The 25,719-nt window shown below is 40.7% G+C and carries 39 protein-coding genes; 2 read left to right on the top strand and 37 right to left on the bottom strand.

The genetic code is table 11. The annotated features are described in order from the left end of the window. The first annotated feature begins 2 nt into the window (after positions 1 to 2). Together FQT24_RS09055 and FQT24_RS09050 are read left to right on the top strand one after the other, a co-directional pair. A complete protein-coding gene (locus FQT24_RS09055) occupies positions 3 to 1,094 on the top strand; it encodes an ABC transporter ATP-binding protein (RefSeq protein WP_143952783.1) in 1,092 nt (363 codons plus the stop codon). Further along, a complete protein-coding gene (locus tag FQT24_RS09050) occupies positions 1,084 to 2,742 on the top strand; it encodes an ABC transporter permease (protein ID WP_000440019.1) in 1,659 nt (552 codons plus the stop codon). The genes FQT24_RS09055 and FQT24_RS09050 overlap by 11 nt, the downstream gene beginning before the upstream one ends. Positions 2,743 to 2,843: 101 nt before the next feature. On the opposite strand, the gene FQT24_RS09045 is transcribed toward FQT24_RS09050, so the two are convergent. The 37 genes from FQT24_RS09045 to FQT24_RS08865 all read right to left on the bottom strand — a co-directional run bounded on the left by FQT24_RS09045 (position 2,844) and on the right by FQT24_RS08865 (position 25,662). Further along, a complete protein-coding gene (locus FQT24_RS09045) occupies positions 2,844 to 3,536 on the bottom strand; it encodes a histidine phosphatase family protein (RefSeq protein ID WP_143952782.1) in 693 nt (230 codons plus the stop codon). A 244-nt stretch (positions 3,537 to 3,780) separates the two neighbouring features. Continuing rightward, positions 3,781 to 5,118, bottom strand: a complete 1,338-nt coding sequence (locus FQT24_RS09040; RefSeq protein ID WP_143952781.1) for a PFL family protein — start codon at positions 5,116 to 5,118, stop codon at positions 3,781 to 3,783. Between the two features lie 9 nt (positions 5,119 to 5,127). After that, a complete protein-coding gene (locus tag FQT24_RS09035; RefSeq protein ID WP_101782123.1) occupies positions 5,128 to 5,394 on the bottom strand; it encodes an ACT domain-containing protein in 267 nt (88 codons plus the stop codon). 264 nt (positions 5,395 to 5,658) lie between these two features. Further along, a complete protein-coding gene (gene rplQ, locus FQT24_RS09030; protein ID WP_000331493.1) occupies positions 5,659 to 6,045 on the bottom strand; it encodes a 50S ribosomal protein L17 in 387 nt (128 codons plus the stop codon). Between the two features lie 11 nt (positions 6,046 to 6,056). Continuing rightward, positions 6,057 to 6,992, bottom strand: a complete 936-nt coding sequence (locus tag FQT24_RS09025) for a DNA-directed RNA polymerase subunit alpha (RefSeq protein ID WP_000568988.1) — start codon at positions 6,990 to 6,992, stop codon at positions 6,057 to 6,059. Positions 6,993 to 7,034: 42 nt separating this feature from the next. Then, positions 7,035 to 7,418 (bottom strand): 30S ribosomal protein S11, encoded by a 384-nt coding sequence (gene rpsK / locus FQT24_RS09020; RefSeq protein ID WP_001118386.1) that lies wholly within the window; start codon positions 7,416 to 7,418, stop codon positions 7,035 to 7,037. Between the two features lie 17 nt (positions 7,419 to 7,435). Beyond that, entirely contained in the window at positions 7,436 to 7,801 is a 366-nt protein-coding gene (gene rpsM, locus FQT24_RS09015) for a 30S ribosomal protein S13 (RefSeq protein WP_000090781.1), read from the bottom strand. Between the two features lie 17 nt (positions 7,802 to 7,818). Then, a complete protein-coding gene (gene rpmJ / locus FQT24_RS09010) occupies positions 7,819 to 7,935 on the bottom strand; it encodes a 50S ribosomal protein L36 (protein ID WP_001808836.1) in 117 nt (38 codons plus the stop codon). Between the two features lie 24 nt (positions 7,936 to 7,959). Further along, entirely contained in the window at positions 7,960 to 8,178 is a 219-nt protein-coding gene (infA, locus tag FQT24_RS09005) for a translation initiation factor IF-1 (RefSeq protein WP_001029883.1), read from the bottom strand. Positions 8,179 to 8,294: 116 nt separating this feature from the next. Then, positions 8,295 to 8,933, bottom strand: a complete 639-nt coding sequence (locus FQT24_RS09000) for an adenylate kinase (RefSeq protein WP_001050440.1) — start codon at positions 8,931 to 8,933, stop codon at positions 8,295 to 8,297. Positions 8,934 to 9,083: 150 nt separating this feature from the next. Continuing rightward, positions 9,084 to 10,394: a preprotein translocase subunit SecY gene (gene secY, locus FQT24_RS08995; RefSeq protein ID WP_000465392.1), complete on the bottom strand. Its 1,311-nt coding sequence runs from the start codon at positions 10,392 to 10,394 to the stop codon at positions 9,084 to 9,086. A gap of 12 nt (positions 10,395 to 10,406) precedes the next feature. Next, on the bottom strand, positions 10,407 to 10,847 hold the full coding sequence (gene rplO, locus FQT24_RS08990; RefSeq protein WP_143952780.1) for a 50S ribosomal protein L15: 441 nt from the start codon (positions 10,845 to 10,847) through the stop codon (positions 10,407 to 10,409). Between the two features lie 143 nt (positions 10,848 to 10,990). After that, positions 10,991 to 11,173 carry a 50S ribosomal protein L30 gene (rpmD, locus tag FQT24_RS08985; protein ID WP_000057241.1) on the bottom strand — a complete coding sequence of 61 codons (183 nt, stop codon included), beginning with the start codon at positions 11,171 to 11,173 and terminating at the stop codon, positions 10,991 to 10,993. Positions 11,174 to 11,186: 13 nt separating this feature from the next. Continuing rightward, on the bottom strand, positions 11,187 to 11,681 hold the full coding sequence (gene rpsE, locus FQT24_RS08980; protein WP_000874202.1) for a 30S ribosomal protein S5: 495 nt from the start codon (positions 11,679 to 11,681) through the stop codon (positions 11,187 to 11,189). Positions 11,682 to 11,698: 17 nt separating this feature from the next. Beyond that, positions 11,699 to 12,055, bottom strand: a complete 357-nt coding sequence (rplR, locus tag FQT24_RS08975; protein ID WP_000624044.1) for a 50S ribosomal protein L18 — start codon at positions 12,053 to 12,055, stop codon at positions 11,699 to 11,701. 83 nt (positions 12,056 to 12,138) lie between these two features. Beyond that, a complete protein-coding gene (gene rplF / locus FQT24_RS08970; protein WP_000086640.1) occupies positions 12,139 to 12,675 on the bottom strand; it encodes a 50S ribosomal protein L6 in 537 nt (178 codons plus the stop codon). Positions 12,676 to 12,862: 187 nt separating this feature from the next. Further along, positions 12,863 to 13,261 (bottom strand): 30S ribosomal protein S8, encoded by a 399-nt coding sequence (gene rpsH, locus FQT24_RS08965; protein ID WP_000245504.1) that lies wholly within the window; start codon positions 13,259 to 13,261, stop codon positions 12,863 to 12,865. Between the two features lie 284 nt (positions 13,262 to 13,545). Continuing rightward, on the bottom strand, positions 13,546 to 13,731 hold the full coding sequence (locus FQT24_RS08960) for a type Z 30S ribosomal protein S14 (RefSeq protein WP_001085697.1): 186 nt from the start codon (positions 13,729 to 13,731) through the stop codon (positions 13,546 to 13,548). 17 nt (positions 13,732 to 13,748) lie between these two features. Continuing rightward, positions 13,749 to 14,291, bottom strand: coding sequence for a 50S ribosomal protein L5 (rplE, locus tag FQT24_RS08955; RefSeq protein WP_000013542.1), 543 nt, complete (start codon positions 14,289 to 14,291; stop codon positions 13,749 to 13,751). Positions 14,292 to 14,314: 23 nt separating this feature from the next. Next, a complete protein-coding gene (gene rplX, locus FQT24_RS08950) occupies positions 14,315 to 14,620 on the bottom strand; it encodes a 50S ribosomal protein L24 (RefSeq protein ID WP_000497691.1) in 306 nt (101 codons plus the stop codon). Between the two features lie 78 nt (positions 14,621 to 14,698). After that, positions 14,699 to 15,067 carry a 50S ribosomal protein L14 gene (gene rplN / locus FQT24_RS08945; protein WP_000616545.1) on the bottom strand — a complete coding sequence of 123 codons (369 nt, stop codon included), beginning with the start codon at positions 15,065 to 15,067 and terminating at the stop codon, positions 14,699 to 14,701. Between the two features lie 25 nt (positions 15,068 to 15,092). Next, positions 15,093 to 15,353, bottom strand: coding sequence for a 30S ribosomal protein S17 (rpsQ, locus tag FQT24_RS08940; RefSeq protein ID WP_000440801.1), 261 nt, complete (start codon positions 15,351 to 15,353; stop codon positions 15,093 to 15,095). Between the two features lie 24 nt (positions 15,354 to 15,377). Continuing rightward, positions 15,378 to 15,584: a 50S ribosomal protein L29 gene (gene rpmC / locus FQT24_RS08935; RefSeq protein ID WP_000772918.1), complete on the bottom strand. Its 207-nt coding sequence runs from the start codon at positions 15,582 to 15,584 to the stop codon at positions 15,378 to 15,380. Positions 15,585 to 15,593: 9 nt separating this feature from the next. Beyond that, positions 15,594 to 16,007, bottom strand: coding sequence for a 50S ribosomal protein L16 (gene rplP / locus FQT24_RS08930; protein WP_000960946.1), 414 nt, complete (start codon positions 16,005 to 16,007; stop codon positions 15,594 to 15,596). Between the two features lie 3 nt (positions 16,008 to 16,010). Further along, positions 16,011 to 16,664, bottom strand: coding sequence for a 30S ribosomal protein S3 (gene rpsC / locus FQT24_RS08925; RefSeq protein WP_000529936.1), 654 nt, complete (start codon positions 16,662 to 16,664; stop codon positions 16,011 to 16,013). 12 nt (positions 16,665 to 16,676) lie between these two features. Then, positions 16,677 to 17,021 (bottom strand): 50S ribosomal protein L22, encoded by a 345-nt coding sequence (gene rplV, locus FQT24_RS08920; RefSeq protein WP_000818137.1) that lies wholly within the window; start codon positions 17,019 to 17,021, stop codon positions 16,677 to 16,679. 11 nt (positions 17,022 to 17,032) lie between these two features. Further along, positions 17,033 to 17,314 (bottom strand): 30S ribosomal protein S19, encoded by a 282-nt coding sequence (gene rpsS / locus FQT24_RS08915; protein WP_000533766.1) that lies wholly within the window; start codon positions 17,312 to 17,314, stop codon positions 17,033 to 17,035. 103 nt (positions 17,315 to 17,417) lie between these two features. Then, positions 17,418 to 18,251: a 50S ribosomal protein L2 gene (gene rplB / locus FQT24_RS08910; protein ID WP_000512911.1), complete on the bottom strand. Its 834-nt coding sequence runs from the start codon at positions 18,249 to 18,251 to the stop codon at positions 17,418 to 17,420. A 17-nt stretch (positions 18,252 to 18,268) separates the two neighbouring features. Beyond that, entirely contained in the window at positions 18,269 to 18,565 is a 297-nt protein-coding gene (locus FQT24_RS08905; protein WP_001055347.1) for a 50S ribosomal protein L23, read from the bottom strand. Beyond that, the gene (gene rplD / locus FQT24_RS08900; RefSeq protein WP_000024549.1) at positions 18,565 to 19,188 is read right to left on the bottom strand and encodes a 50S ribosomal protein L4; all 624 of its coding nucleotides are present in this window, start codon (positions 19,186 to 19,188) and stop codon (positions 18,565 to 18,567) included. Before rplD ends, FQT24_RS08905 begins: the two co-directional genes overlap by 1 nt. A gap of 24 nt (positions 19,189 to 19,212) precedes the next feature. After that, positions 19,213 to 19,839 (bottom strand): 50S ribosomal protein L3, encoded by a 627-nt coding sequence (rplC, locus tag FQT24_RS08895; RefSeq protein WP_000160197.1) that lies wholly within the window; start codon positions 19,837 to 19,839, stop codon positions 19,213 to 19,215. An 81-nt stretch (positions 19,840 to 19,920) separates the two neighbouring features. Continuing rightward, positions 19,921 to 20,229 (bottom strand): 30S ribosomal protein S10, encoded by a 309-nt coding sequence (rpsJ, locus tag FQT24_RS08890; RefSeq protein ID WP_001284513.1) that lies wholly within the window; start codon positions 20,227 to 20,229, stop codon positions 19,921 to 19,923. Positions 20,230 to 20,483: 254 nt separating this feature from the next. Next, the gene (gene nrdG / locus FQT24_RS08885) at positions 20,484 to 21,080 is read right to left on the bottom strand and encodes an anaerobic ribonucleoside-triphosphate reductase activating protein (RefSeq protein WP_143952779.1); all 597 of its coding nucleotides are present in this window, start codon (positions 21,078 to 21,080) and stop codon (positions 20,484 to 20,486) included. A 5-nt stretch (positions 21,081 to 21,085) separates the two neighbouring features. Then, positions 21,086 to 21,586, bottom strand: coding sequence for a GNAT family N-acetyltransferase (locus FQT24_RS08880; RefSeq protein ID WP_143952778.1), 501 nt, complete (start codon positions 21,584 to 21,586; stop codon positions 21,086 to 21,088). A 43-nt stretch (positions 21,587 to 21,629) separates the two neighbouring features. After that, positions 21,630 to 21,770: a hypothetical protein gene (locus FQT24_RS08875; protein WP_143952777.1), complete on the bottom strand. Its 141-nt coding sequence runs from the start codon at positions 21,768 to 21,770 to the stop codon at positions 21,630 to 21,632. 11 nt (positions 21,771 to 21,781) lie between these two features. Continuing rightward, positions 21,782 to 23,989, bottom strand: a complete 2,208-nt coding sequence (gene nrdD, locus FQT24_RS08870) for an anaerobic ribonucleoside-triphosphate reductase (protein WP_185952565.1) — start codon at positions 23,987 to 23,989, stop codon at positions 21,782 to 21,784. Between the two features lie 119 nt (positions 23,990 to 24,108). Then, positions 24,109 to 25,662 (bottom strand): damage-inducible protein CinA, encoded by a 1,554-nt coding sequence (locus tag FQT24_RS08865; protein WP_143952775.1) that lies wholly within the window; start codon positions 25,660 to 25,662, stop codon positions 24,109 to 24,111. Positions 25,663 to 25,719: the final 57 nt, after the last annotated feature.

The following is a 25,719-nucleotide window of genomic DNA, read 5'->3' as shown; positions in this document are numbered from 1 at the left end:
CTATGAGTGAGATCAAAATTATTAACGCCAAAAAAATCTACCACGATGTCCCTGTTATTGAGAATTTGAACATTACAATTCCAAAAGGAAGTCTCTTTACCCTTCTTGGGCCTTCAGGTTGTGGGAAAACGACTCTTCTTCGTATGATTGCAGGTTTCAACAGTATCGAAGGCGGAGAATTTTACTTCGATGATACAAAAATCAATAATATGGAACCCAGCAAACGCAATATAGGGATGGTTTTTCAAAACTACGCTATTTTCCCACATTTGACTGTTCGAGATAATGTTGCTTTTGGTCTCAAGCAAAAGAAAGTCCCTAAAGAAGAATTGGTCCAACAGACCAATAAGTATCTTGAACTCATGCAAATTGCTCAATATGCGGATCGAAAGCCCGATAAACTTAGTGGTGGACAACAACAACGTGTCGTCTTGGCACGCGCCTTAGCTGTTAATCCAAGTGTTCTCCTCATGGACGAGCCGCTCAGTAACCTAGATGCCAAACTTCGCTTGGATATGCGTCAAGCCATTCGAGAAATCCAACACGAAGTGGGAATTACAACTGTTTATGTGACCCACGACCAAGAAGAAGCTATGGCTATTTCAGACCAAATTGCTGTTATGAAAGATGGGGTGATTCAACAAATCGGCCGACCAAAAGAACTCTATCATAAACCAGCTAATGAGTTTGTAGCAACCTTTATCGGACGCACAAATATTATCCCTGCCAATCTCGAAAAACGGAGCGACGGCGCTTATATCGTCTTTTCAGATGGCTATGCCCTTCGAATGCCAGCCCTTGATCAGGCTGAAGCACAAGCTATTCATGTAAGTATTCGTCCTGAAGAATTCATTAAAGATGAATCTGGAGATATTGAAGGAATTATTAGCGATAGCGTCTATCTTGGACTGAATACTGAATACTTCATCGAAACAGGATTTGCCTCAAAAATTCAAGTTAGCGAAGAATCAACTTTTGAAGAAGATCTACAAAAAGGCGATCGTATTCGTCTACGAATCAATACTCAAAAATTAAACGTCTTTTCTGCAGATGGTTCCCAAAACCTGATAAAAGGAGTCAACCATGGAACGTAAAAAACTAAATATTTGGACAGCCTCCTCTTTCTTCATCTTTCTTACCTATCTTGTCTTTCTCGTTTATCCTATCGTTACCGTGCTCAAGCAAGCACTCATACATGAAGGACAATTCTCACTAGCTAATTTTGTCACTTTCTTTAGTAAAGCCTACTACTCTGAGACACTTGTCAACAGTTTCAAGGTTTCCATTACCGCTACTGTCACTTCCTTAGTTGTAGGAACCCTATTAGCTTATCTTTTTTCCATGTATGACTTCAAGGGAAAGAAATTTCTACAAATATTGATTATCATTGCTTCCATGTCAGCTCCTTTCGTGGGAGCCTACTCCTGGATTCTCTTGCTGGGACGAAATGGGGTCATCACAAAATTCATGACAAATACTCTTCATCTTCCAGCTATTGATATTTATGGATTCAAAGGAATTGTACTTGTCTTTACACTGCAACTATTTCCACTGGTATTTCTATACGTTGCTGGGACAATGAAAAGTATTGACAATTCTCTACTTGAAGCTGCTGAAAGCATGGGGTCCTTCGGAGTTAAGCGTATCGTAACGGTTGTTTTACCCCTCCTAGTTCCAACCTTACTAGCTGCTGCCTTGCTTGTATTTATGAGAGCATTCTCAGACTTTGGAACGCCTATGTTGATTGGTGAAGGATATCGGACTTTCCCCGTCTTGATTTATACCCAATTCATTAGCGAGGTTGGAGGAAATTCTGCTTTTGCATCTGCTTTAGCAATTATGGCGATTATCATTGCCTTGGCGATTTTCCTTATCCAAAAATACATCTCAAACCGCTACAGTTTCAGCATGAATTCGCTCCATCCAATTGAGCCTAAAAAAACTACAAAAGGAAAAATGGCTGCCATTTATGCAACAGTCTACGGAATTATCTTGTTCTCTGTTCTACCTCAAGTCTACTTGATTTATACTTCTTTCCTAAAAACATCAGGTATGGTATTTGTCAAAGGTTATTCTCTAAACAGTTACAAGGTAGCTTTCAATCGTATGGGATCTGCTATTTTCAATACCATTCGTATCCCTTTGATTGCCTTAGTTCTAGTTGTCCTATTCGCAACATTTATCTCCTACCTAGCCGTTAGAAAACGGAATTTGTTTACAAACTTAATTGACAGCCTCAGTATGGTCCCTTATATTGTACCAGGAACCGTTCTAGGGATTGCCTTCATTTCTTCCTTCAATACCGGTCTATTTGGAAGTGGATTTCTTATGATTACAGGGACAGCTTTCATCTTGATCATGTCCCTATCTGTCAGAAGATTGCCTTATACTATTCGATCATCTGTTGCTAGCTTGCAACAAATAGCACCAAGTATTGAAGAAGCTGCTGAAAGCTTAGGAAGTAGCCGTCTCAATACCTTTGCCAAGATTACAACTCCAATGATGCTATCTGGTATTATTTCTGGAGCCATCCTATCTTGGGTCACAATGATTTCAGAGCTCTCTACTTCTATCCTCCTCTACAATGTCAAAACAAGAACAATGACTGTAGCTATTTATACAGAGGTTCTCAGAGGAAATTACGGTGTAGCCGCAGCCTTGTCAACTATCCTGACTGTTCTAACAGTAGGTTCTTTGCTCTTGTTTATGAAAATCTCTAAAAGCAATAGCATTACACTTTAGTTTTCCCCATCAAAAACAGCCGAAAGGATTACCCTCGGCTGTTTTTCTTATCTTGATATTCTTATCAAATCCCTAGTTCAGAGCAAGCAAGTCTAGACTGATTAAATAGAGGCTTCCTCCATCTTCTGCTGTCCTAACTCCCGGTAACTACGGTCACCGACAACCTCAACGCTAAACTGGCCGTCCTCATATTCAAGGATCGTTACGCTACCATTATCGAGACCATGCGGATGCATGCCATTAATCAGATAAACAATGGTTCCGATGGTCATTCCGTGGCTGACGACAAGGGCATTGCCCCCACCTTGTTCTTCCATTTCTTTGGCAATCGCTTCAAAACCTTCCTTGATTCGGCCACTGAGTTTTTCCCAGCCTTCAGCCCAACCAGCTGTATCAACCTCTACCAAGCCCTCAGCCAGTTCAGCATAAGACAATTGGTGAACATGGTCCACATTAAAGATACGAGGAATAATGCCCATGAAAAGATCGCCATCGTAGGCTCCATCAAAGCTACCAAAACACCATTCTCTGATACGCTTGTCCATGCGGTAAGGGATTTTCCCCTGCAAACCAAGTTCATCAAGGATAATTCCCATTGTCTGAATAGTGCGACCAGAATCACTCGAATAAGCACGCTCAAACTGTAGACCAGATTCTCGCAAACCGATTCCTAATTCTTGAATCCCTCGTTCACCTTCAGCTGTTAAGGGAGTATCGCTCCAACCTTGCGCGCGACCAATCGTGTTAAACATAGTCTTGCCATGACGTACCAAATACAATCGTACTTTTACCATTTTCCGTCCTCCGTTTGCTTCTATTATATCATGGATGATAAAACAAAAGCCACCCAGACAGGCGACTTTTGCAGGAGATTATTATGAAAAAGTTTAGGAGTTCTATTAAATAAAGATATTAGATGAAAATCAAATTCAAACTAAATCAGTGTTATCTGTTTCAAATAATATTAGGAGGTCTTTATTTAATGATTATAGTATACACAGCTAACCTTAAATAGAGCTTAAAATTTCTCCTATTTTCTTAATTTTTAAAGCTATGAATTGGTGCTGGGATTTGTCCTCCGCGAGAGATGAAATCGACAGACGAAGCTCCATTGACCTTCATAACAGGTGCAGTTCCTAATAGGCCACCAAACTCAATCATATCGCCTTCTTTTCCTTTTGGAATGATACGAACAGCTGTTGTTTTCATGTTAATGACACCAATTGCAGCCTCATCTGCAATCATGGCCGCAATGGTTTCAGCAGGTGTATCTTCTGGAATAGCAATCATATCTAAACCAACGGAACAGATAGCCGTCATGGCTTCTAATTTTTCCAAATTAAGAGAGCCATTTTGCACTGCAGCAATCATCCCCTCATCCTCAGAAACAGGGATAAAGGCACCAGACAAACCACCGACTTGGTTGCAGGCCATCACTCCGCCCTTCTTAACTTGGTCATTCAAGAGAGCCAAGGCAGCCGTCGTTCCATGCGTACCAACTGTTTCTAGCCCCATTTCTTCAAGGACACGTGCAACAGAATCTCCAACCGCAGGAGTTGGCGCCAAACTCAAGTCCACAATACCAAACTCCACACCCAGTCTTTCACTAGCCATCTGACCAACCAATTGACCAATACGAGTGATTTTAAAGGCAGTTTTCTTAACTGTTTCGGCTACTACATCAAAGCTCTGTCCACGAACTTTTTCCAAGGCACGTTTCACAACACCAGGACCAGAAACTCCGACATTGATGATAACATCTGCCTCCCCAACACCATGGAAGGCACCCGCCATAAATGGATTGTCCTCAACAGCATTAGCAAATACAACCAACTTGGCCGCTCCCATATCAGATAGAGTAGCCGTTTCCTTGATAACACGTCCCATATCTGCCACAGCCGTCATATTAATACCAGACTTGGTTGAGCCGATATTGACTGACGAGCAGACCTTGTCCGTTTCAGCCAAAGCACGAGGAATAGAATTGATGAGAATCTCATCTCCCTTTTGATAACCTTTTTGTACCAAGGCTGAGAAACCACCAATAAAATCCACACCGATTTCTTTCGCAGCCTTATCAAGCGCTTTTGCCAAAACTACATAGTCTATTGCATCTGTCGCTGCCCCAATCAGAGAAATAGGAGTCACCGATACACGCTTATTAACGATAGGAATTCCCAACTCAGCTGCAATTTCATCGCCAACAGCCACTAAATTAGCTGCCTTGCTCGTAATCTTTTGATAAATTTTCTCCGAAGCACGATTGATATCTGGATCAATACAGTCTAATAGGGAAATCCCCATGGTAATAGTTCTGATATCGAAGTTTTGCTCCTCAATCATGGCGATAGTTTCAGTAACTTGTCTAATATCCATATGCACCTCCTAGATATTATACATAGCTTCGAAAATCGCTGCACTCTGAATATTGATTTTTACATTCAAAGTTTGCCCAAAAGCTTCAAATTCATTACGAAGATAGGTAAAATCTTGCTTTTCATCACTAGAGACGACAGCCATCATCGTAAAATATTCATCCAAGACAGTTTGAGAAATATCGTCAATATTCAAACCCAATTCTGCAATTTTAGCAGAAACACCTGCAACAATTCCAGATTTATCTTTACCAACAACAGTTATAATCGCTTTCATAAGCAAACTCCAATTCTTCTTTTAATAGGAAACCTGAACATTAAACAGGATTCTTTTCAAATAGTATAGCATAATTCTAACTAAAATACTCAAAAACGCCTGCTTACGAAGTTGTTCTTAAGAAAAAAACAATTTCGTAAACAAGCGTCTACTATCCCAACTTATGATGAGTGTTCCCGCTAGGACCGAAATCCTAGCGGTAGACCAGAGCTAGACTAAGAGCACAAGACTCCATCATCATAACACTCAACAAAATTGATGATTTTATACTAATTCGATGATCGCCATTGGCGCTGCATCACCACGACGTGGTTCAGTTTTAAGGATACGAGTGTATCCACCGTTACGTTCAGCATAACGAGGTGCGATTTCTGAGAACAATTTTTGAAGTGCTGTAGTAGAAGTGTACTTATCAGTTGCTTCATCATAGTTTTCAGATGCGATTTCATTACGTACGAAAGCAGCTGCTTGACGACGTGCATGCAAATCACCACGTTTACCTAGAGTAATCATTTTTTCAACAGTTTTACGGATTTCTTTAGCACGAGCTTCAGTTGTCACGATTGATTCGTTGATCAAAAGGTCAGTTGTCAAATCGCGAAGCATTGCTTTACGTTGTGAGCTAGTGCGTCCTAGTTTACGGTAAGCCATGTATTCCTCCTTTATTTATCTTTTAATCCAAGACCCAAATCAATGAGTTTGAGTTTCACTTCTTCCAAACTCTTGCGTCCAAGATTTCGTACTTTCATCATCTCTGCTTCAGATTTTTCTGTCAAGTCATGCACAGTATTGATACCGGCACGTTTCAAACAGTTGTATGAACGCACAGACAAGTCCAGTTCCTCAATCGTACGATCCAAAATACGGTCGTCAGATTCAGTGTCAGCTTCTTTCATCACTTCAGTTGACTTAGCAATCTCAGTAAGATTTGTAAACAAATCAAGATGTTCTGTCAAAATACGTGCTGAAAGCCCTAAAGCATCTTCTGGAATAATTGTTCCATTTGTCAAGATTTCAAGGGTTAGTTTGTCAAATCCATCATTGCTACCTACACGAGCAGGTTCCACTTGATAGTTGACTTTGGTAACTGGTGTATAAATAGAATCTACAGCAAGTGTCCCAACTGGTGCATTATCCTTTTTATTTTCATCTGCAGGTACATATCCACGACCACTGTTAACAGTCATAGTCGCTTTTAGAGAAGAACCTTCACCGATTGTAAAGAGATAATGATCTGGATTTACAATTTCAATATCGCTATCTGTCAAAATGTCACCAGCTGTTACTTCAGCAGGACCTTCAACATCCAGTTCGATGATTTTTTCGTCTTCAACGTACGATTTCACTGCAATTCCTTTAATGTTCAGAATGATTTGCATCACGTCTTCACGAACACCTGGAACTGTGTCAAACTCATGTAACACACCATCAATGTTGATAGATGTCACAGCTGCTCCTGGTAGAGAAGCTAGAAGTACACGACGAAGAGAGTTACCAAGAGTTGTACCGTAGCCACGTTCAAGTGGTTCGATTACAAACTTGCCATAATCTTTATTTTCATCAATTTTTGTTATATTTGGTTTTTCAAACTCGATCATTTAGTTACTCCCTCTTAAACGAAAAGCAGTGTAATGCGATGATTATACACGGCGACGTTTTGGAGGACGAGCACCATTGTGTGGCACTGGAGTCACATCACGAATTGCTGTTACTTCAAGACCAGCGGCAGCAAGCGCACGAATAGCTGACTCACGACCAGAACCTGGACCTTTTACAGTAACTTCAACTGATTTAAGACCGTGTTCTTGTGCAGATTTAGCAGCAGCTTCAGAAGCCATTTGAGCAGCGAATGGTGTAGATTTACGAGAACCTTTAAAACCAAGAGCACCAGCAGATGACCAAGAAATTGCATTACCATGCACATCAGTAATCATAACAATAGTGTTATTAAATGTAGCGTGAATATGAGCAATACCAGATTCGATATTCTTTTTCACACGACGTTTACGTGTTGGTTTAGCCAAGACTTTTACCTCCTATATTATTTTTTCTTACCTGCAATCGCAACAGCTTTACCTTTACGAGTGCGAGCGTTGTTTTTAGTGTTTTGTCCACGGACAGGAAGTCCACGACGGTGACGGATACCACGGTATGAACCGATTTCCATCAAACGTTTGATGTTCAAGTTTACTTCACGACGAAGGTCACCTTCAACTTTGATTGCATCCACTTCGCGACGGATAGCATCTTCTTGATCTGATGTAAGATCACGTACACGAACATCTTCTGAGATTCCAGCAGCAGCCAAAATTTTCTTAGATGTTGCAAGTCCGATACCATAAACATAAGTCAATGAGATTACTACGCGTTTGTCATTTGGAATGTCAACTCCAGCAATACGAGCCATGTTTTCTCCTTTCTATCTTATCCTTGACGTTGTTTGTGTTTTGGATTTGCTGGGCAAATTACCATAACACGACCATTACGACGAATAACTTTACAGTATTCGCAAATTGGTTTGACCGATGGTCTTACTTTCATTTCTTATCCCTCCAAGTTTTTCGATTATTTAAAGCGGTAAGTGATACGTCCACGTGTCAAGTCATATGGACTCATTTCGACAGTAACACGATCTCCCGCTAAAATACGAATATAGTTTTTACGAATTTTACCAGAAACTGTTGCTAAAATCTGATGTCCATTTTCAAGTTCAACCGTAAACATTGCATTTGGCATTGTATCAACTACTTTGCCTTCAACTTCAATCACATCGTCTTTTGCCACGCAAAAGCACCTCCATAAATTTCGATTCGATGCCTCTAGACACAGAGACAACAATTATAAGTCAGACTATCTCAGTATAACATTTGTAGCGGATTATTGCAAGTGTGAAAAACGCTTTATTTCAAATTTGTCAATACTTTTTCGATATCTGAGAAGACATCATTGATATCTTGATTACCTTCGATGTCATGAACCAAATCTTTGGCACGGTAGTGAGCAATGATTGGTTCCCCTTGAGCAATATTAACATCCAAACGACGTTTTACTGTCTCAGGTTTATCATCTTCACGTTGGTAGTAATCTTCCTCTTTATATTCAACTGGTGGGTTAAAGACCTTGTGGAAAGTTTCTCCAGTTACGCGGTGGATGATACGGCCACTCAAACGTTCCAAGAGGCTATCTGGATTTACTTCAATGTTGATAACACCTTCTAGTTCAATGCCAAGTTCAGCCAAAGTTTTATCCAAAGCATGAGCTTGTTCAATTGTACGTGGGTAACCATCCAACAAGAATCCTGTTTCTTTAATATCATCTTGTGAAAGACGTTCTTTTACGATTCCATTTGTAACTTCATCAGGAACTAATTCACCCTTGTCAATATATGACTTAGCAAGAACACCCATTTCAGTTTGATTTGCCATTGCAGCGCGGAACATATCACCTGTTGAAATATGTGCAACATGGAATTGTTCTACGATTTTTGCTGCTTGAGTTCCCTTACCTGCACCAGGTAAGCCCATAATCAAAAGATTCATGATTTGATCTCCTTATTTTATTTTTAAATAGAAGTAAAAAGTCTTTTCACCCCTGTTTAAAAACAAAATAGAAGAGGGGAGACTAAACCCTCACATATGTTAAAGTTTATGTCTCCACTCTCTCAGCATTTACTACTAATGTAAATACTTTTATTCTGTTCTATCCATGAAACCAACATACTTGCGTTTCAATAAGTAACCTTCTAATTGCTTAATTCCTTCAATACCAGTTGAAATAATGATCAAAAGACTGGTTCCTCCAAAAGCAACTGCTTCTGAAAGTCCAAAAATATCTTTTGCTACAATCGGTAAGATTGAAATCACACCTAGGAAGAGCGATCCTACAGTTGCGAGACGACGAAGAAGTTTAGACATATATTCTTCTGTTCCTTTACCAGGACGAACACCATGGATGTAGGCCCCACTTTTTTGTAGGTTTTCTGCAGCTTTTTCAGGATTAATCTGTACAAATGTATAGAAGAATGTAAAGAGAATAATCAATAAAGCATACATGGCAATACCAGTAGGTGATGTAGTTGCAAGCATTTCTTGTGCTGTACGCACCCAAGTCCAATCATTACCTGTAGCACTTAAAAACTGCAAGATAGCTGCAGGAGCTGCAGTAATGGAACTTGCAAAGATAACCGGGATAACACCTGCTGGATTGACCTTCAAAGGAAGGTATGAACTAGAGGGTGCTCCTTGCGCAACCTTTGTATATTGGATTGGAATTTTATATTCAGCTTGTTGGACATAGGTTGTAAAGTAAATGATCAACAAAACTGTGATAATCAATATGATTACAAAAATAATAGATGAATTGATACGACTACTTGGTACGTTGACAAAATAGTCAACATAGATTCCCTGAATCATCTCTGGGATTGAAGCAACAATCCCTGCAAAGATAATCATAGAAACACCGTTACCGTATCCCTTATCTGTAATTTGCTCACCCAACCAAGTCACAATCATGCTACCAGCTGTTAGAATGATGCCAATCATGATAAAGACTTGTGGAGTAAGAGCAGTTGTTAACAATTGAGCTCCAGCCAAGGTATTAAAACCAGCTGTAATCCCGATAGATTGTACAAAAGCAAGAACAAGAGCAATATATCGTGTGGCTTGGTTTAATTTTCTTCGACCTACTTCCCCTTGTTTACCCCACTCTACAAATTTGGGTAAAATATCCATTTGCAAGAGTTGAACAACGATAGAGGCAGTAATGTAGGGACTCACACCAAGTGCAAAAACCGAAAAGTTTTTTAAGGCGTTACCTGACACTAAACTCAACATGTTTAAGAATGATAGGCCACTTAAGGCGTTCAAGCTATTGGCATTGACAAATGGAACTGTGATACTAGTTCCGATACGAAAAACCAAAACGATAAAAATCGTAAAAAAGATTTTTGATCGAACTTGCTTGACCTTAAGAGCTTCTCTTAATAATTTAAAAAACATAGGTCACCTCTCTTAGATGACTTCTACTGAACCACCTTTAGCAGTGATAGCTCCTTCAGCTGATTTAGAGAATTTAGCTGCTTTCACAGTCAATTTCTTAGTCAACTCACCGTTACCAAGAATTTTAACACCTGATTTCTCAGCTTTAACAATTCCTGCTTCGATAAGAACAACTGGAGTTACTTCAGCACCATCTTCAAAGACGTTCAATTGGTCAAGGTTCACAATTGCGTATTCTTTAGCGTTGATGTTAGTGAATCCACGTTTTGGAAGACGACGGAACAATGGAGTTTGTCCACCTTCAAAACCAAGACGTACACCGCCACCGCTACGTGCTTTTTGACCTTTTTGGCCACGACCAGATGTTTTACCGTTACCTGATGAAGTACCACGACCAACGCGGTTACGTACTTTACGAGAACCTTCTGCAGGTTTCAATTCATGAAGTTTCATTTATATTTTCTCCTCTTTTGTAAAATGCTAGCGCCGATAAGGAAGAAAAGGTTGTCTCCCCCATCAACTCGCCTATACAGAGCCATCTAAGATGACTATATCTAGTTTTAGGGGATGGTATAGTGCACATCCCCTAAAAATAATTAGTTTACTTCTTCAACTGTTACCAAGTGAGATACAGCAGTGATCATACCACGGATAGCAGCGTTATCTTCTTTAATAACAGAGCTGTTCAATTTGCCAAGTCCAAGTGCTACAACAGTTTTACGTTGTGATGGAATGCGTCCGATTGGAGACTTAGTCAAAGTAATTTTAATTTGAGCCATTTTATCCCCTTTCTTATGCCAAATCAGAAACTGAGATACCACGAAGGGCAGCAACTTCTTCAGCGCGTTTCAATTGTTTCAAACCTTCAACAGTTGCACGAACAATGTTGATTGGAGTGTTAGAACCAAGTGATTTAGATGTAATATCTGCCACACCTGCCAATTCCACAACGGCACGAACTGCACCACCAGCGGCAACTCCAGAACCTTCTACAGCAGGTTTCAACAATACTTTAGCTCCACCGAATTCTGAAAGAACTTCGTGTGGGATTGTTGTTCCAACCATAGGAACTTCGATCAAGTTTTTCTTAGCATCATCTACTGCTTTACGGATTGCTTCTGGAACTTCTTGAGCTTTACCAGTACCAAATCCTACGCGACCGTTGTGGTCACCAACAACAACAAGAGCTGCGAAACGAAGACGACGTCCACCTTTAACAACTTTTGTAACACGGTTGACAGCAACTACGCGTTCTTCTAATTCAACTGCATTGTCTTTAAATGCCATTTTCTAGTGTCCTCCTATTAGAATTTCAATCCGTTTTCACGAGCTGCATCAGCCAATGCTTTCACACGTCCGTGATATAGATATCCACCGCGGTCGAACACCACTTCTGAAATACCTTTAGCGTTTGCACGTTCTGCAACGAGTTTACCGACAGCAACGGCTTGTTCAGTTTTAGTTCCTTTTGAAACTTCTTTGTCAAGAGTTGAAGCACTTGCGAGCGTTACACCCGCTACGTCATCAATCACTTGAGCGTAGATGCCTGTATTAGAACGGAATACGTTCAAACGTGGGCGATCAGCAGTTCCAGAGAGTTTTCCGCGAACGCGACGGTGGCGTTTTTGGCGGAGTTTGTTTTTATCTGGTTTTGAAATCACAGTTTTCACCTCTTTAGTTTTAAATCGTGTGCTATGCACAAAGTTGGAAAATAGGTTGGTGGTTGAGAATCAACCACTCAACATTATTTACCTGTTTTACCTTCTTTACGGCGAACGAATTCACCAACGTAACGGATACCTTTACCTTTATATGGTTCTGGTGAACGAAGGCTACGTACGTAAGCAGCTGTTTGACCAACTACTTCTTTTGAAATTCCGCTAACAACGATTGTTGTTGGGTTTGGAAGTTCAAAAGTAATTCCTTCTGGAGCTTCAACTTCATCTGGATGAGATTTACCAACAGCCAAAACAAGTTTAGATCCTTGAAGTTGTGCACGGTAACCAACCCCGCGCATTTCAAGTTCTTTCTTGAATCCTTCTGATACACCAACAACCATGTTGTTCAAAAGGGCGCGAGTAGTTCCGTGGATAGTTTTCATTTCTTTTGAATCGTTTGGACGGTGAAGAGTTACTTCAGTACCTTCCACACGGATTTCAATATCTTTTGAGAACTCACGAGTAAGTTCTCCTTTAGGTCCTTTTACAGTTACAACGTTGTCATTGTTAGTGAGTTCAACACCAGCAGGCAACACGATAACTTTATTACCAATACGTGACATGTTTATTTTCTCCTGTTAAATTGTCAGGCCATAACGGCCAGTTTTCACGGGGTTAAATCGATTTCTCGATTTAAAGGAACATTTAGGTTTCAATTTCAAAGTGAATCTAGACATCGTCTCGCAGGCATAACTTTGGGTTAGGCAAGAGACGATAACGAAGAGTCACAAAGAAATTGGGAGCTGAATATTACCAAACGTAAGCGATAACTTCCCCACCAACATTCTTTTGGCGTGCTTCTTTATCAGTAAGCAAACCTTCAGAAGTTGAAAGGATAGCAATTCCAAGTCCGTTAAGAACTTTTGGAAGGTCTTCACGTTTTTTGTAGACACGAAGTCCTGGTTTAGAAACACGTTTCAAGTTAGTGATAACTTTTTCACCGTTTGGTCCGTATTTAAGGAATACACGGATGATGCCTTGTTTGTCATCTTCGATGATTTCAACGTTTTTTACAAAACCTTCGCGTTTAAGGATTTCAGCAATCCCTTTTTTGATGTTTGATGCAGGTACTTCAAGTACTTCGTGTTTCGCTTGGTTAGCGTTACGAATACGAGTTAGGAAGTCTGCGATTGGGTCAGTCATAACCATTTTGTTTTTCTCCTCTTACTAGTAGTTTGCAAGTTGCACTTGCTAGTTAATACATGATACAAAGAGCGTAACAGCAAGAGCAAAAATAGGCAATTTGATGCAGGAGCGATGCTCCAAAGAAAATTGGTCTTTTTTGCCAAAGCTGTAGCTCGTGTTCAAATTGGCTAGCCCAACTGAACCCGGGCTAAACTCTGTGTGAAAAAGATAAACTTTCCTAGAAACTTTAGTTTCTTCGTCAAGTTTCCTATTTTCACTTAGAGTTTTGACGCCCTTGATATCTTAAATTACCAAGATGCTTTTGTTACACCAGGAATTTGTCCTTTGTAAGCTAATTCACGGAAGCAAACACGGCAAAGTTTAAATTTGCGGTAAACTGAATGTGGACGACCACATTTTTCACAACGAGTATAAGCTTGAGTAGAGAACTTCGCTGGACGTTTGTTCTTAGCAATCATTGATTTTTTAGCCATTAGATTTACCTCCTATATTATTTTGCAAAAGGCATTCCAAGGCCTGTAAGCAATGCACGTGACTCTTCGTCAGTGTTAGCAGTTGTTACGATAACGATGTCAAGACCACGAGTTTTGTCAACGTCATCGAAGTTGATTTCTGGGAAAATCAATTGTTCTTTCACACCAAGTGTGTAGTTTCCACGTCCGTCAAATGATTTTGTTGGAACACCATGGAAGTCACGTACACGTGGAAGTGAAACTGAAACCAATTTATCCAAGAATTCGTACATACGTTCACCACGAAGGGTAACTTTTGCACCGATCGCAACACCTTCACGAAGACGGAAGCCGGCGATTGATTTTTTAGCTTTAGTGATAAGTGGTTTTTGACCTGAGATAAGTGCCAATTCTTCAGCAGCTTTTTCAAGGCTTTTAGCGTTTGATACAGCTTCACCAACACCCATGTTCAAAACGATCTTATCTACTTTAGGCACAGCCATCACTGATGAGTAGTTGAATTGTTCTGTCAAAGCAGGAACTACTTCATTAAGATATTTTTCTTTTAAACGATTTGCCATTATACTTCTCCTTTCCTTCGTGATTAATCAAGCACTTCGCCTGATTTTTTGTTGTAGCGAACTTTTTTACCGTCTACAAATTTGTAACCAACACGACCAGCTACACCATTTTTGTCCAAAACTTGAACGTTTGATACGTGGATAGCTGCTTCTTTCTCGATGATACCACCTTGAGGAAGCTCGTTAGTTGGACGTTGGTGTTTCTTAACGATGTTAACACCTTCAACGATAACTTTGTTTACTTTTGGAAGGGCAGTAAGGACAACAGCTTCTGTTCCCTTATCTTTACCAGCGATTACGCGAACTTTGTCGCCTTTTTTTACAAACATTAGGTTTCTCCTTGATTTTTCTTACGCCCATAAGGGCACCCTGGAGGTAAATCCAGGGGACTAGTTTGTTTCTAAAAATTAAAGTACTTCTGGAGCAAGTGACACGATCTTCATGAAGCCACCTTCACGCAATTCACGTGCAACTGGGCCAAAGATACGTGTTCCGCGAGGAGTTTTGTCTTCACGGATGATAACTGCTGCGTTTTCGTCAAATTTGATGTATGAACCATCAGCACGACGAGCACCTGATTTAGTACGAACGATAACTGCTTTAACAACGTCACCTTTTTTAACCGCACCACCAGGAGTAGCTTGTTTTACAGATGCCACGATAACATCACCGATGTTTGCAAATTTACGTCCTGAACCACCAAGAACTTTGATAGTCAAGATTTCGCGAGCACCGCTGTTGTCTGCGACTTTCAAACGAGTTTCTGTTTGAATCATTTCAGTTTTCTCCTTTCAGGTTTGATTAGATGATGACCGCTTCTTCAACAACTTCTACAAGACGGAAACGTTTTGTAGCTGAAAGCGGGCGAGTTTCCATGATACGTACGATATCGCCTTCTTTGGCAACATTGTTTTCATCATGAGCTTTGTATTTTTTAGAGTAGTTAATACGTTTACCATAGACTGGGTGGTTACGTTTTGTTTCAACTACAACTGTGATTGTCTTGTCCATTTTGTCAGATACAACACGTCCAACAAGAACTTTACGATTATTGCGTTCCATTGAAATTTCTCCTTCCCTAGTCTATTATTTCGCTTCAGATTGAACTGTTTTGATACGAGCGATTTGTTTTTTAACTTCTTTCAAGCGAGCTGTTTGTTCCAATTGACCAGTAGCAGCTTGGAAACGAAGTTCAAACAATTCTTTTTTCAATTCGTTTTCGCGCTTCGCGAGTTCTTCTTGAGAAAGACCACGAAGTTCTTTAACAAATTCTTTTACTTCATTAAGTTTCATGCCTTCTCCTTATTCTGCTTCACGTTTTACGAATTTACATTTAACTGGCAATTTGTGGCTAGCAAGACGAAGCGCTTCGCGTGCAATCTCTTCAGATACACCAGCAATTTCGAACATCACTTTACCACGTTTAACTGGTGCTACCCAACCTTCAGGTGCCCCTTTACCAGATCCCATACGCACACCGATAGCTTTAGCAGTGTATGATTTGTGTGGGAAGATTTTAATCCAAACTTTACCACCACGTTTCATGTAACGAGTCATGGCGATACGAGCAGCTTCGATTTGGCGGTTAGTGATCCAGTGGCTAGTTGTAGCTTGAAGACCGTATTCACCGAATGCTACTTCTTTTCCACCTTTTGCTTCACCGCGCATTTTTCCACGGAATTCACGACGGTGTTTAACACGTTTAGGTACTAACATTGGTTATTTACCTCCTTTAGTGTTTTTGCGAGCTGGAAGAACTTCACCACGGTAGATCCATACTTTAACACCAAGTTTACCGTATGTAGTATCTGCTTCTTCCCAAGCGTAATCGATATCTGCACGAAGTGTGTGAAGTGGAACAGTTCCTTCAGAGTATCCTTCAGCACGGGCGATATCTGCACCGTTCAAACGACCTGATACTTGAGTTTTGATTCCTTTAGCTCCAGCACGCATTGCACGTTGGATTGCTTGTTTTTGTGCACGACGGAAAGCAACACGTTGCTCCAATTGACGAGCAATTCCTTCACCTACAAGGTGAGCATCCAAATCAGGTTGTTTGATTTCGATGATGTTGATGTGTACTTGTTTTCCAGTCAATTTGTTAAGTTTTGCACGGAGTGCATCAACGTTAGCACCACCTTTACCGATAACCATACCTGGTTTAGCAGTGTGAAGTGAAACGTTAACTTTGTTTACTGCGCGTTCGATTTCGATAGTTGAAACTGCTGCGTCAGCAAGTTCTTTTTGAACGAATTTACGGATTGCAAGATCTTCATGAAGGTAATCCGCGTATTCTTTTTCAGCATACCATTTGGCATCCCAATCACGGATGATGCCGACACGCATACCAATTGGATGTACTTTTTGACCCACGATTTTACCTCCTTATTTTTCTGCAACAGCTACAGTGATGTGAGCTGTACGTTTGTTGATTGGTGAAGCTGAACCTTTCGCACGTGGACGGAAACGTTTCATAGTTGGTCCTTCGTTTGCGAATGCTTCAGATACTACCAAGTTAGCTTTATCCAAACCAAAGTTGTTTTCAGCGTTAGCTACAGCTGAGTTCAAAACTTTCAAGATGATTTCAGCGGCTTTGTTTGGAGTGAATGTCAAGATTGCGATTGCATCGGCTACGCTTTTACCACGGATGTTATCAAGAACAAGACGTGATTTACGAGGTGAAACACGTACTGTACGAGCCATTGCTTTAGCTGAAGTAATTTCTGCCATTTATGTTCTCCTTATTTTCTACGTGTTTTCTTGTCGTCTGCAGCGTGACCTTTGTAAGTACGAGTCGGTGCAAATTCACCAAGTTTGTGACCTACCATGTCTTCTTGGATGTAAACAGGTACGTGTTTACGTCCGTCATAAACTGCAATAGTGTAACCAATGAAACTTGGGAAGATCGTTGAACGACGTGACCAAGTTTTAATAACTTTTTTCTTTTCGTCGTTAGCTTGAGCTTCAACTTTTTTCATCAAATGCTCATCGACGAAAGGTCCTTTTTTAAGACTGCGTCCCATTTTTATATTTTCTCCTTTAAATGTTGTACCACAGCGGCTTGCGCTCCTATGGAGCGCTACCGAGCTGGCGGATTTACTAGTTGCTTAAGCGACTAGTTTAATATTATTTCTCGTTGCGACGACGAACGATAAGTTTGTCAGATTTCGCTTTCTTGTTACGAGTTTTAAGACCAAGAGCAGGTTTGCCCCATGGAGTAGATGGTGCTTTACGACCAACTGGTGCTTTACCTTCACCACCACCGTGTGGGTGATCGTTAGGGTTCATTACAGAACCACGAACTGTTGGGCGGATACCTTTCCAACGGCTACGTCCTGCTTTACCAAGGTTTACAAGTCCATGTTGTTCGTTTCCGACAACACCAACTGTAGCACGGCAAGTTCCAAGAATCATACGAACTTCACCTGATTGAAGACGAACAAGAACGTATTTACCTTCAGAACCCAATACTTGAGCAGATGCACCAGCAGCACGTACCAATTCACCACCACGACCTGGTTTCAACTCGATGTTGTGGATCAAAGTACCAACTGGGATGTTAGCAAGTGGAAGAGCGTTTCCGACTTTGATATCTGCTTCTGGCCCTGAAACGATACGTTGACCAACTTCAAGACCTTTTGGAGCGATGATGTATGCTTTCACACCGTCAGTGTAGTGTACAAGAGCGATGTTTGCAGAACGGTTTGGATCGTACTCGATTGTTTTAACAACTGCTTCAACGTTGTCTTTGTTACGTTTGAAGTCAACCAAACGGTAGAAACGTTTGTGTCCACCACCTTGGTGACGAACTGTGATACGACCGTTGTTGTTACGACCAGCCTTGCTCTTCAATGCAACAAGCAATGATTTTTCAGGAGTGCTTGTTGTGATTTCAGCGAAATCCAAAGAAGTCATATTACGGCGACCGTTTGTTGTTGGTTTATAAACACGAATTCCCACGATATTTCCTCCTTAGATTATTCAGCTTCAGCAGCAAACAACTCGATTGCTTTAGAATCAGCTGTAAGTGTGATGATAGCTTTTTTAGTTTTGTTAGTAAAACCAGTGTAACGTCCAACACGTTTAGCTTTTGGTTTTACGTTGATTGTGTTAACATTAGCAACTTTAACACCTTCGAAAGCAGCTTCAACAGCTTGCTTGATCAAAAGTTTGTGTGCACGAGTGTCAACTTCAAATACATATTTGCCTGCTTCAAGTTGAGCCATTGAGCTTTCAGTGATTACAGGTTTTTTGATAACATCATACAAATTCATTATGCAAGAACCTCCTCGATTTTAGAGATAGCTGCTTGAGTAACAAGAAGTTTGTCACTATTTGCGATGTCAAGAACACTTGCAGTTGTAGCAGTCGCAACTTTCACGTTTGGAAGGTTACGAGCTGAGAGAGCTGCGAATTCGTTTCCTTCTTCAAGAATAACAAGGACTTTAGAATCGATGCTCAAAGCTGCAAGAACTTTTGCAAATTCAGCAGTTTTTGGAGCTGTAAATTCAAGAGAATCAACGGCTACAAATTTATTTTCAGCAACTTTTTCTGAGTAAACAGATTTAAGTGCAAGGCGACGAACTTTTTGAGGAAGTTTGTACGCATAGCTACGTGGAGTTGGTCCGAAGACGATTCCACCACCACGCCATTGTGGAGAGCGGATAGAACCTTGACGAGCACGTCCAGTTCCTTTTTGACGCCATGGTTTGCGTCCGCCACCTGAAACAGCTGAGCGGTTTTTAACTGCGTGAGTTCCTTGACGAAGGCTAGCACGTTGGCTGATGATCACATCAAACACAACAGATTGGTTTGGTTCGATACCAAAGATTGCATCGTTAAGAACAACTTCGCCCGCTTGTTTACCAGTTTGGTCGAATAATGTTACATTTGCCATTTTGACTGTATTCCCCTTTCCTTATTATTTACCAGCTTTAACTGCTGACTTGATAGTGATAAGAGATTTCTTAGCACCTGGTACGTTACCTTTGATAAGGATAACGTTCTTTTCTGGAACAACTTGTACAACTTCAAGGTTTTGAATTGTTACGCGGTCGCCACCCATACGTCCTGCAAGGTTTTTACCTTTGAATACGCGGTTAGGTGCAACAGGTCCCATAGAACCTGGACGACGGTGGTAACGAGAACCGTGAGCCATTGGTCCACGTGATTGTCCGTGGCGCTTGATAACACCTTGGAAACCTTTACCTTTAGAAGTACCAGTTACGTCAACAACATCTCCAGCTGCGAATGTTTCAACTGTGATTTCAGCACCAACTTCCAAGCCTTCAACGTTTTTGAATTCACGAATGAAGCGCTTAGGAGCCGTGTTAGCTTTCGCTACATGTCCTTTAGCAGGTTTGTTGCTCAATACTTCGCGTTTGTCATCGAAACCAACTTGGATAGCGTTGTATCCGTCTGTTTCAACAGTTTTAACTTGAAGAACAACGTTTGGAGTTGCTTCAATAACTGTTACAGGGATCAATTCGCCAGCTTCAGTGAAGATTTGAGTCATTCCCACTTTTTTCCCTAAGATTCCTTTTGTCATGAGAAAATAGTTCCTTTTCTATATTTTTATTCAAAAAGTTTTTAACGAGCGTTTTTTATGCTCAAGATATCAAGCTTTAGATTAAAGTTTGATTTCTACGTTTACACCACTTGGAAGATCCAATTTCATCAAAGCATCAACTGTTTTTTGAGTTGGGTTAACGATATCGATCAAACGTTTGTGTGTACGCATTTCAAATTGTTCGCGAGAGTCTTTGTATTTGTGAGTCGCACGAATGATTGTGTAGAGGCTACGTTCAGTTGGAAGTGGGATTGGACCCGCAACTTGTGCACCTGTACGAGTAGCTGATTCTACGATTTTTGCAGCCGCTGTGTCAAGCGTACGGTGTTCGTAAGCTTTCAAACGGATACGGATTTTTTTGTTTGCCATCTTTTTCTCCTTTTCGTCTATTTAAGATAATAGGCTAGCTCCACAAGAAAACCGACGCGGTGTTGCGTGGCAATGCAACCGAGCGTGTCGCAACCTCTTGCATCAAAGCTAAGGCTGTAATTTACAGCACCATAATAGAATAACACAAATCCCCTGCGATTGCAAGGGATTTGTTGCTGTTTTTTAAAATTTTTAACATGAAAATGTTTTCCTTTTTGACAGGTCATTTATTTAAGTATTTTCATAGAAGAAAGTTACTCTCTCTTCACCTGTTCATAGCTTTCTTTCCCGTCATTGAGTTTATCCCAAATCACTACTTGCCCACTTTTGAGAGATTTTTGCACATCGATGATACGTTGATTGGACGAACCTCGAAACTGGAGCATGAGATTTCTCTTAGTTCGATCGTATCGTCCGTCGACAAGAATGTCAATCAATGATAAGAGTTCCAGTTTATCTGGAGTTTCCAACATCATTTCTTCCCAAGTATATCCCGTCCAGGACCAGATGTCTTTATCTGGCAATTCCTTACGAATGCGTTTAACGAGAGGCAAGAGAATGCCCGTATTGAGGAATGGCTCCCCTCCCAGTAAGGTCAAGCCTTGAACATAGTGCTGGGCAAGATCTGCCATAATCTGTTCTTCTAACTCTGCTGTATAAGGAATGCCTGCATTGAAAGACCAAGTCGCAACATTATAGCACCCCTCGCAGTGGAACATACAGCCTGCGACATAGAGGGAGTTGCGCACGCCTTCTCCATCGACAAAGTTAAAGGCCTTGTAATCAATAATCCGCCCTTTACTAAGCTCCTCGCTTTTCCATTCACCAGGTTTTGGTGTATTCCATGTCATGCTGTCTACTCCAAGTCTATCCAATAGCGCTCCGTTCCGTTTCGAACATCCTCCAACTCCCCACCATTAGCTAAGATAACAGCTCGGCTTGCTGGATTTTCTGTGCTACAAGTCACTAAAGCTCGTTTAATGTTCTTTTCCTTAGCAACTTGCAAGCCCTGACGGAGAGTTTCCTTAGCATAACCTTTACCTCTTTCTGATGGACGAATGGAGTAGCCAATGTGGCCAGCATATTTCAGTAAATCCTCATTCAGGCTCAATCGCAGATTCAAAAATCCTAGAGCATGACCTACATCATCAAATGATACAAATTGAATAGAAGGAACACGATTTTCATGCAAGTTTATTCCCATTTCTTTTTGCATATTTGTTTCCAACCATTCTTCATACACAAAGTTCTCTGTATCCCAGAAACCACCGTCGTGAGGTGACTGGGACCTTTTAAACTCTGCCATCATCTCTAAAACTGTCTCTTTATCTGCTAATCTTGGTCTGCGTAATTCCATCCTTACCTCCTACTAAGAGAAAAGCGAGAGCTGACTCTCACTTTTATTTTTCCTTGTTCTTGTTTAAAAATTGTTCTCTGAGGTTAAGCAAACGTTCTTTTTTACCAGCTCCACCTTTAGAGTGTTTCTCGTGATAACGGGTTACTTGTGCGCGCCCCTTATCGTCTAATTGATATTTTCCCATTTCATTTCTTTCTAATTTGTTACTTGATGACCAGCCATTTTAATCGTTGAGCCATTCATATGTTTGACACGCGCAGCGATTTCCTTGTGACGGCCGTTGACCATAGGTCTTGCTTGAGGATTGCCTAGATAGCCACAAGTCCGTTTAACAACATCTACTGTTTTAGGGTCACTATTGCCACAGTTTGGACAAGCAAATCCTCTCTCAGTTGGCTCAAAATCCCCCTCAAAGTCACACTTATAGCAACGGTCAATTGGAGTATTGGTCCCAAGATAACCCACGCGGTCATAGGCATAATCCCACACAGCTTCCAAGGCCTTTGGATTTTGCTGGAGAACTGGATACTCACAATAATGGATGAAACCACCCGACGCACCTGCTTCTGGATAGACTTTCTCAAAGTCCAATTTTTCAAACGGTGTTGGATTTTTACGAACATCGTAGTGGAAAGAGTTGGTATAGTATTCCTTATCTGTAATATCAGGAATAGAACCAAACTTGTCTGTATCTAGTCGACAGAAACGGTCTGTCAAACTTTCAGACGGTGTTGAGTAGATAGAGAAATGATAACCGTATTGGTCTGACCACTCTTCTACACGGCGTTTCATATCGCGAATGATATCCAGCGTGAATTCCTTAGCATCTGGATTACTTTCCCAGCTGTTACCAAAGAAAACTGTCGCTACTTCATACAAGCCGATATAGCCCAGCGAAACTGTCGCTCGACGATTCTTAAAGAGCTGGTCAACACTTTCTTCTTTACCTAGACGATGGCCAAAAGCACCGTATTGATAAAGGATAGGAGCATTGGCTGGCGTCGCTTCTTTAGTTCGTTCGACACGGTAAACCAGAGCATCTTCTGCAATGTTCATCCGCTCGTTGAAGATTTCCCAGAACTTATTCATATCACCTTCAGATTCAAGAGCAATACGAGGTAAGTTAACCGTCACAACACCCAGATTCATACGGCCTGAATTGACTTCTACACCATTTTCATCCTTCCATCCTTGAAGGAACGAACGGCAACCCATAGGAACCTTGAAGGAGCCTGTCAAGTCAACAACCTTATCATAAGACAAGACGTCTGGATACATCCGCTTGGTTGCACACTCTAGAGCCAACTGCTTGATGTCGTAGTTTAGAGTTCCTTCCTCTAAATTGAGACCTCGTTTCAGAGTAAAGATGAGTTTAGGGAAGATGGCTGTTCGATGTTCTGAACCAAGGCCCTTGATTCGGATGTTCAAGATAGCTTTTTGAATTTCACGCTCAAAACGATTGGTTCCCAGACCAAAACCTAGCGAAGTAAAAGGTGTTTGTCCATTTGAAGTGAAGAGAGTATTGATTTCATACTCAAGAGATTGCATGGCATCGTAGATGTCTTTTTGGGTTTTCTTCCAAGCGTAATCTTCCCGTTTGTCAGGTAAGACCCATTCTTCCGCATCCTTGAGGTGTTTTTGATAATTCTTCTCTGCATAAGGCGCCAAAACTTCATCTATACGGTCAGCTGAACAGCCACCGTACTGGCTAGAAGCAACGTTGGCGATGATTTGCGAAATCTGAGCTGTTGCAGTCTGGATAGACTTGGGGCTTTCTACCTCTGCATTTCCAATCTTAAAACCATTTTCCAACATACCCTTGAAATCAATCAAACAGCAGTTGGTCATCGGTGTGTAGGGGCTATAATCCAAATCGTGATAGTGGATATCCCCCTTTTGGTGGGCATTGGCTACGTGCTTAGGAAGCATTTGCAGTCCGATTGACTTTCCAACAATCCCGGCCGTCAAATCACGCTGGGTATTAAAGACATCGCTGTCTTTATTAGCATTTTCATTGACAACGGCCTGGTCTTTGTTGAGAAGTTTATGGATGCTAAAATTGATATCAGTCGCTTTTGAACGCTCAAAATCCCTTTGTGTCCGATAAGTAATATACTCCTCAGCTAGCGCATATTCTTTGGCTTCAAGGAGTTCATGTTCTACGATATTTTGAATTTCGTAAATCTTAACCCCCTGTGGAAAGCGACTATGAATTTCTGTGACAATTCGCTCGGTCAGAGCATTGAGGCGTTTTTCGACCAAGGGTGTCACATCCATAACCTTGTCTGCCGCCTTGTGGAGAGCCTTGTCAATCTTGTCCACATCAAATACAACACGTCTCCCATCTCGTTTCTCGACGAAGAGAGTTGGTAAAGTTGTAATTTTTTCTTCTAGTGCAATCATATACATGCTCTTTTCTAAAATGTTATATCTAAAAAGTATTATATCACTAAAAAAATAAAAATCAATATCTTGTGGTAAAAATCCTAAAATTTTTAAAAATACACAAGATATTGATTTATTTATTTAATTTTATAGACTTTAAACTCTGAGTAATCAGTCTTTACTTGTTGGTAATTTTCTTTCAAGATTGTTTCTACTTCAGACCAGAGAACCACCTTGTCGTTCACCACAATTAACTTAGGTTGGTTTTCTTTCAAGTCATTAATCATGGAAGTTTTATTTTCTTCTGTATTCATATAAAGAAGAGGTGATGGGAGCGTAGACCCAGCCAAACGCTGGCTTTCTTTATACATCTGAACATGAGAATCCCAGATATAGATTTGGTCACCATCACTCGTCTCTTGTTTGACTCTATCTACCACTTGATGTTGTTCTCTATAAGAAGCTGGATGCAAGACAAAACGAGCCACAAAAGGAATAGCAATCAGATAAACCACCACTAGTATCGGTAGGTAGAGATTCCCCTTCATGAATTTTTTCCATAAAGTAGGAACTTCTTCTCTTCTACTACGGCGAGCTCCCCTAGCTGAATGTTTCCCACGAATACTGGTCATCAAAAGAAGGAGTAAAAATGGAATGATTAGAATCAAACGCGAACCGTGAAGAGGTTCTTGAGAAAAAAGCAACAAGGCTAATACAAATAAGAAAGCAAAACTAGCTGGTACTGAAATAACATATAATCTTGATGCCTTTGATTGGAACAAGCCTAGAAAAACAAGGAAGAGAGCTCCTAAACCAAAGGTCAACAAACCATAGAATACAACATTATCCATTAGTTGAGGATTGGTAAAGACCTGAAGGGAATCAATCGGATATAAAAGACTTCCTAGAGCTTCTCCAAAACCACCTGAAGCAAGAACATAATATCCTACTGGGTAAAAGATGAGAGAAAAGCCAAGTGCTGCTGCAAAAAACTGATAAACTCCATGAGCAAGGCGGCCATGCCCAACATTAAAGACAAATAAACCGATCGTTACTACTGCAATAAAGAGAAGACTTGTAAGAGGCTCTATGAAAAATGATAGAGCCAAGAAAATTCCCAGACGTAGAAACCCCTTGTCATGGTTAGGATTTGATAGATAAGCTGCTATGAATGAAAATCCTTCAAACAGGAATGGCAGAGCTAAAATCGTAGCATATCCTCCTCCAAAACCGAGACCGGATACCAAAATATAAAATATGGTTAGGAGTTGCTTGGCTTGTTCCCTTTGTCCCGTCAGATAGTCAGTTGAAGAAAAGAGGAAATAACCTCCTCCTAAGAGGGCTAGCCATTCTACCAAGGCAAAAAGGATGCCTCCTTGGGTGATGTAAAGTAGCAAGTAATAAATAAGACCGTGACTAGCATAATAGCTACTGTAGAGCTGTCCTCCCTGATGTAAAGCCCACCCTATATACAAATCCTGAGCCTGAGAAGGACTTACCATATCTAAAAGTAAAGGTATCACCACAGAAAAAACCGTTGCAATCGTACTTCCAATGATGAGTCTGAAAAACGGAAAAGCTACCTGTTCTTCTTTTTCTACATGAGATTCAAGGTTCCTATCCAATCTATTTTCAATTTCATTACTCTGTATCGTTTCGGATACTTCTTCGATTCTGCCATATACAGCCATGTCGTTTCTCCTATTCAATTTATCTGTCTTAGTATATCAAAAAGACCTAGAATTGTC

Origin of the sequence: Streptococcus mitis (genome assembly GCF_901542415.1) — a bacterium.
Taxonomy (GTDB): Bacteria; Bacillota; Bacilli; order Lactobacillales; family Streptococcaceae; genus Streptococcus; species Streptococcus mitis_BL.
Note: the sequence above shows the minus strand (reverse complement) of the source record. Positions and strands in the feature narration are given on the sequence as shown.

Bases quoted from the DNA above. Each gene is read 5' to 3' on its own strand.
- nrdD (WP_185952565.1), bottom strand. From the start codon at position 23,989: ATGATTGCACTAGAAGAAAAAATTACAACTTTACCAACTCTCTTCGTC.
- rpsE (WP_000874202.1), bottom strand. From the start codon at position 11,681: ATGGCATTTAAAGACAATGCAGTTGAATTAGAAGAACGCGTAGTTGCT.
- rpsJ (WP_001284513.1), bottom strand. From the start codon at position 20,229: ATGGCAAACAAAAAAATCCGTATCCGTTTGAAAGCTTACGAACACCGT.
- FQT24_RS09000 (WP_001050440.1), bottom strand. From the start codon at position 8,933: ATGAATCTTTTGATTATGGGCTTACCTGGTGCAGGTAAGGGAACTCAA.
- FQT24_RS09035 (WP_101782123.1), bottom strand. From the start codon at position 5,394: ATGAAAGCGATTATAACTGTTGTTGGTAAAGATAAATCTGGAATTGTT.
- rplX (WP_000497691.1), bottom strand. From the start codon at position 14,620: ATGTTTGTAAAAAAAGGCGACAAAGTTCGCGTAATCGCTGGTAAAGAT.
- FQT24_RS09055 (WP_143952783.1), top strand. From the start codon at position 3: ATGAGTGAGATCAAAATTATTAACGCCAAAAAAATCTACCACGATGTC.
- secY (WP_000465392.1), bottom strand. From the start codon at position 10,394: ATGTTTTTTAAATTATTAAGAGAAGCTCTTAAGGTCAAGCAAGTTCGA.
- rplN (WP_000616545.1), bottom strand. From the start codon at position 15,067: ATGATTCAAACAGAAACTCGTTTGAAAGTCGCAGACAACAGCGGTGCT.
- rpmJ (WP_001808836.1), bottom strand. From the start codon at position 7,935: ATGAAAGTAAGACCATCGGTCAAACCAATTTGCGAATACTGTAAAGTT.
- rplQ (WP_000331493.1), bottom strand. From the start codon at position 6,045: ATGGCTTACCGTAAACTAGGACGCACTAGCTCACAACGTAAAGCAATG.
- FQT24_RS09050 (WP_000440019.1), top strand. From the start codon at position 1,084: ATGGAACGTAAAAAACTAAATATTTGGACAGCCTCCTCTTTCTTCATC.
- rpmC (WP_000772918.1), bottom strand. From the start codon at position 15,584: ATGAAACTTAATGAAGTAAAAGAATTTGTTAAAGAACTTCGTGGTCTT.
- rplC (WP_000160197.1), bottom strand. From the start codon at position 19,839: ATGACAAAAGGAATCTTAGGGAAAAAAGTGGGAATGACTCAAATCTTC.
- rplP (WP_000960946.1), bottom strand. From the start codon at position 16,007: ATGTTAGTACCTAAACGTGTTAAACACCGTCGTGAATTCCGTGGAAAA.
- rplE (WP_000013542.1), bottom strand. From the start codon at position 14,291: ATGGCAAATCGTTTAAAAGAAAAATATCTTAATGAAGTAGTTCCTGCT.
- rpsH (WP_000245504.1), bottom strand. From the start codon at position 13,261: ATGGTTATGACTGACCCAATCGCAGACTTCCTAACTCGTATTCGTAAC.
- FQT24_RS09045 (WP_143952782.1), bottom strand. From the start codon at position 3,536: ATGGTAAAAGTACGATTGTATTTGGTACGTCATGGCAAGACTATGTTT.
- FQT24_RS08865 (WP_143952775.1), bottom strand. From the start codon at position 25,662: ATGGCTGTATATGGCAGAATCGAAGAAGTATCCGAAACGATACAGAGT.
- rplO (WP_143952780.1), bottom strand. From the start codon at position 10,847: ATGAAACTTCATGAATTGAAACCTGCAGAAGGTTCTCGTAAAGTACGT.
- rplD (WP_000024549.1), bottom strand. From the start codon at position 19,188: ATGGCAAATGTAACATTATTCGACCAAACTGGTAAACAAGCGGGCGAA.
- rpsM (WP_000090781.1), bottom strand. From the start codon at position 7,801: ATGGCTCGTATTGCTGGAGTTGACATTCCAAATGACAAACGCGTAGTA.
- FQT24_RS08875 (WP_143952777.1), bottom strand. From the start codon at position 21,770: ATGGGAAAATATCAATTAGACGATAAGGGGCGCGCACAAGTAACCCGT.
- nrdG (WP_143952779.1), bottom strand. From the start codon at position 21,080: ATGACATGGAATACACCAAAACCTGGTGAATGGAAAAGCGAGGAGCTT.
- FQT24_RS08905 (WP_001055347.1), bottom strand. From the start codon at position 18,565: ATGAATTTGTATGATGTTATCAAAAAACCTGTAATCACTGAAAGCTCA.
- FQT24_RS08880 (WP_143952778.1), bottom strand. From the start codon at position 21,586: ATGGAATTACGCAGACCAAGATTAGCAGATAAAGAGACAGTTTTAGAG.
- rpsS (WP_000533766.1), bottom strand. From the start codon at position 17,314: ATGGGACGCAGTCTTAAAAAAGGACCTTTCGTCGATGAGCATTTGATG.
- FQT24_RS09040 (WP_143952781.1), bottom strand. From the start codon at position 5,118: ATGGATATTAGACAAGTTACTGAAACTATCGCCATGATTGAGGAGCAA.
- rpmD (WP_000057241.1), bottom strand. From the start codon at position 11,173: ATGGCTCAAATTAAAATTACTTTGACTAAGTCTCCAATCGGACGCATT.
- rplV (WP_000818137.1), bottom strand. From the start codon at position 17,021: ATGGCAGAAATTACTTCAGCTAAAGCAATGGCTCGTACAGTACGTGTT.
- rpsQ (WP_000440801.1), bottom strand. From the start codon at position 15,353: ATGGAACGCAATAATCGTAAAGTTCTTGTTGGACGTGTTGTATCTGAC.
- FQT24_RS08960 (WP_001085697.1), bottom strand. From the start codon at position 13,731: ATGGCTAAAAAATCAATGATTGCTAAGAACAAACGTCCAGCGAAGTTC.
- rplF (WP_000086640.1), bottom strand. From the start codon at position 12,675: ATGTCACGTATTGGTAATAAAGTTATCGTGTTGCCTGCTGGTGTTGAA.
- FQT24_RS09025 (WP_000568988.1), bottom strand. From the start codon at position 6,992: ATGATCGAGTTTGAAAAACCAAATATAACAAAAATTGATGAAAATAAA.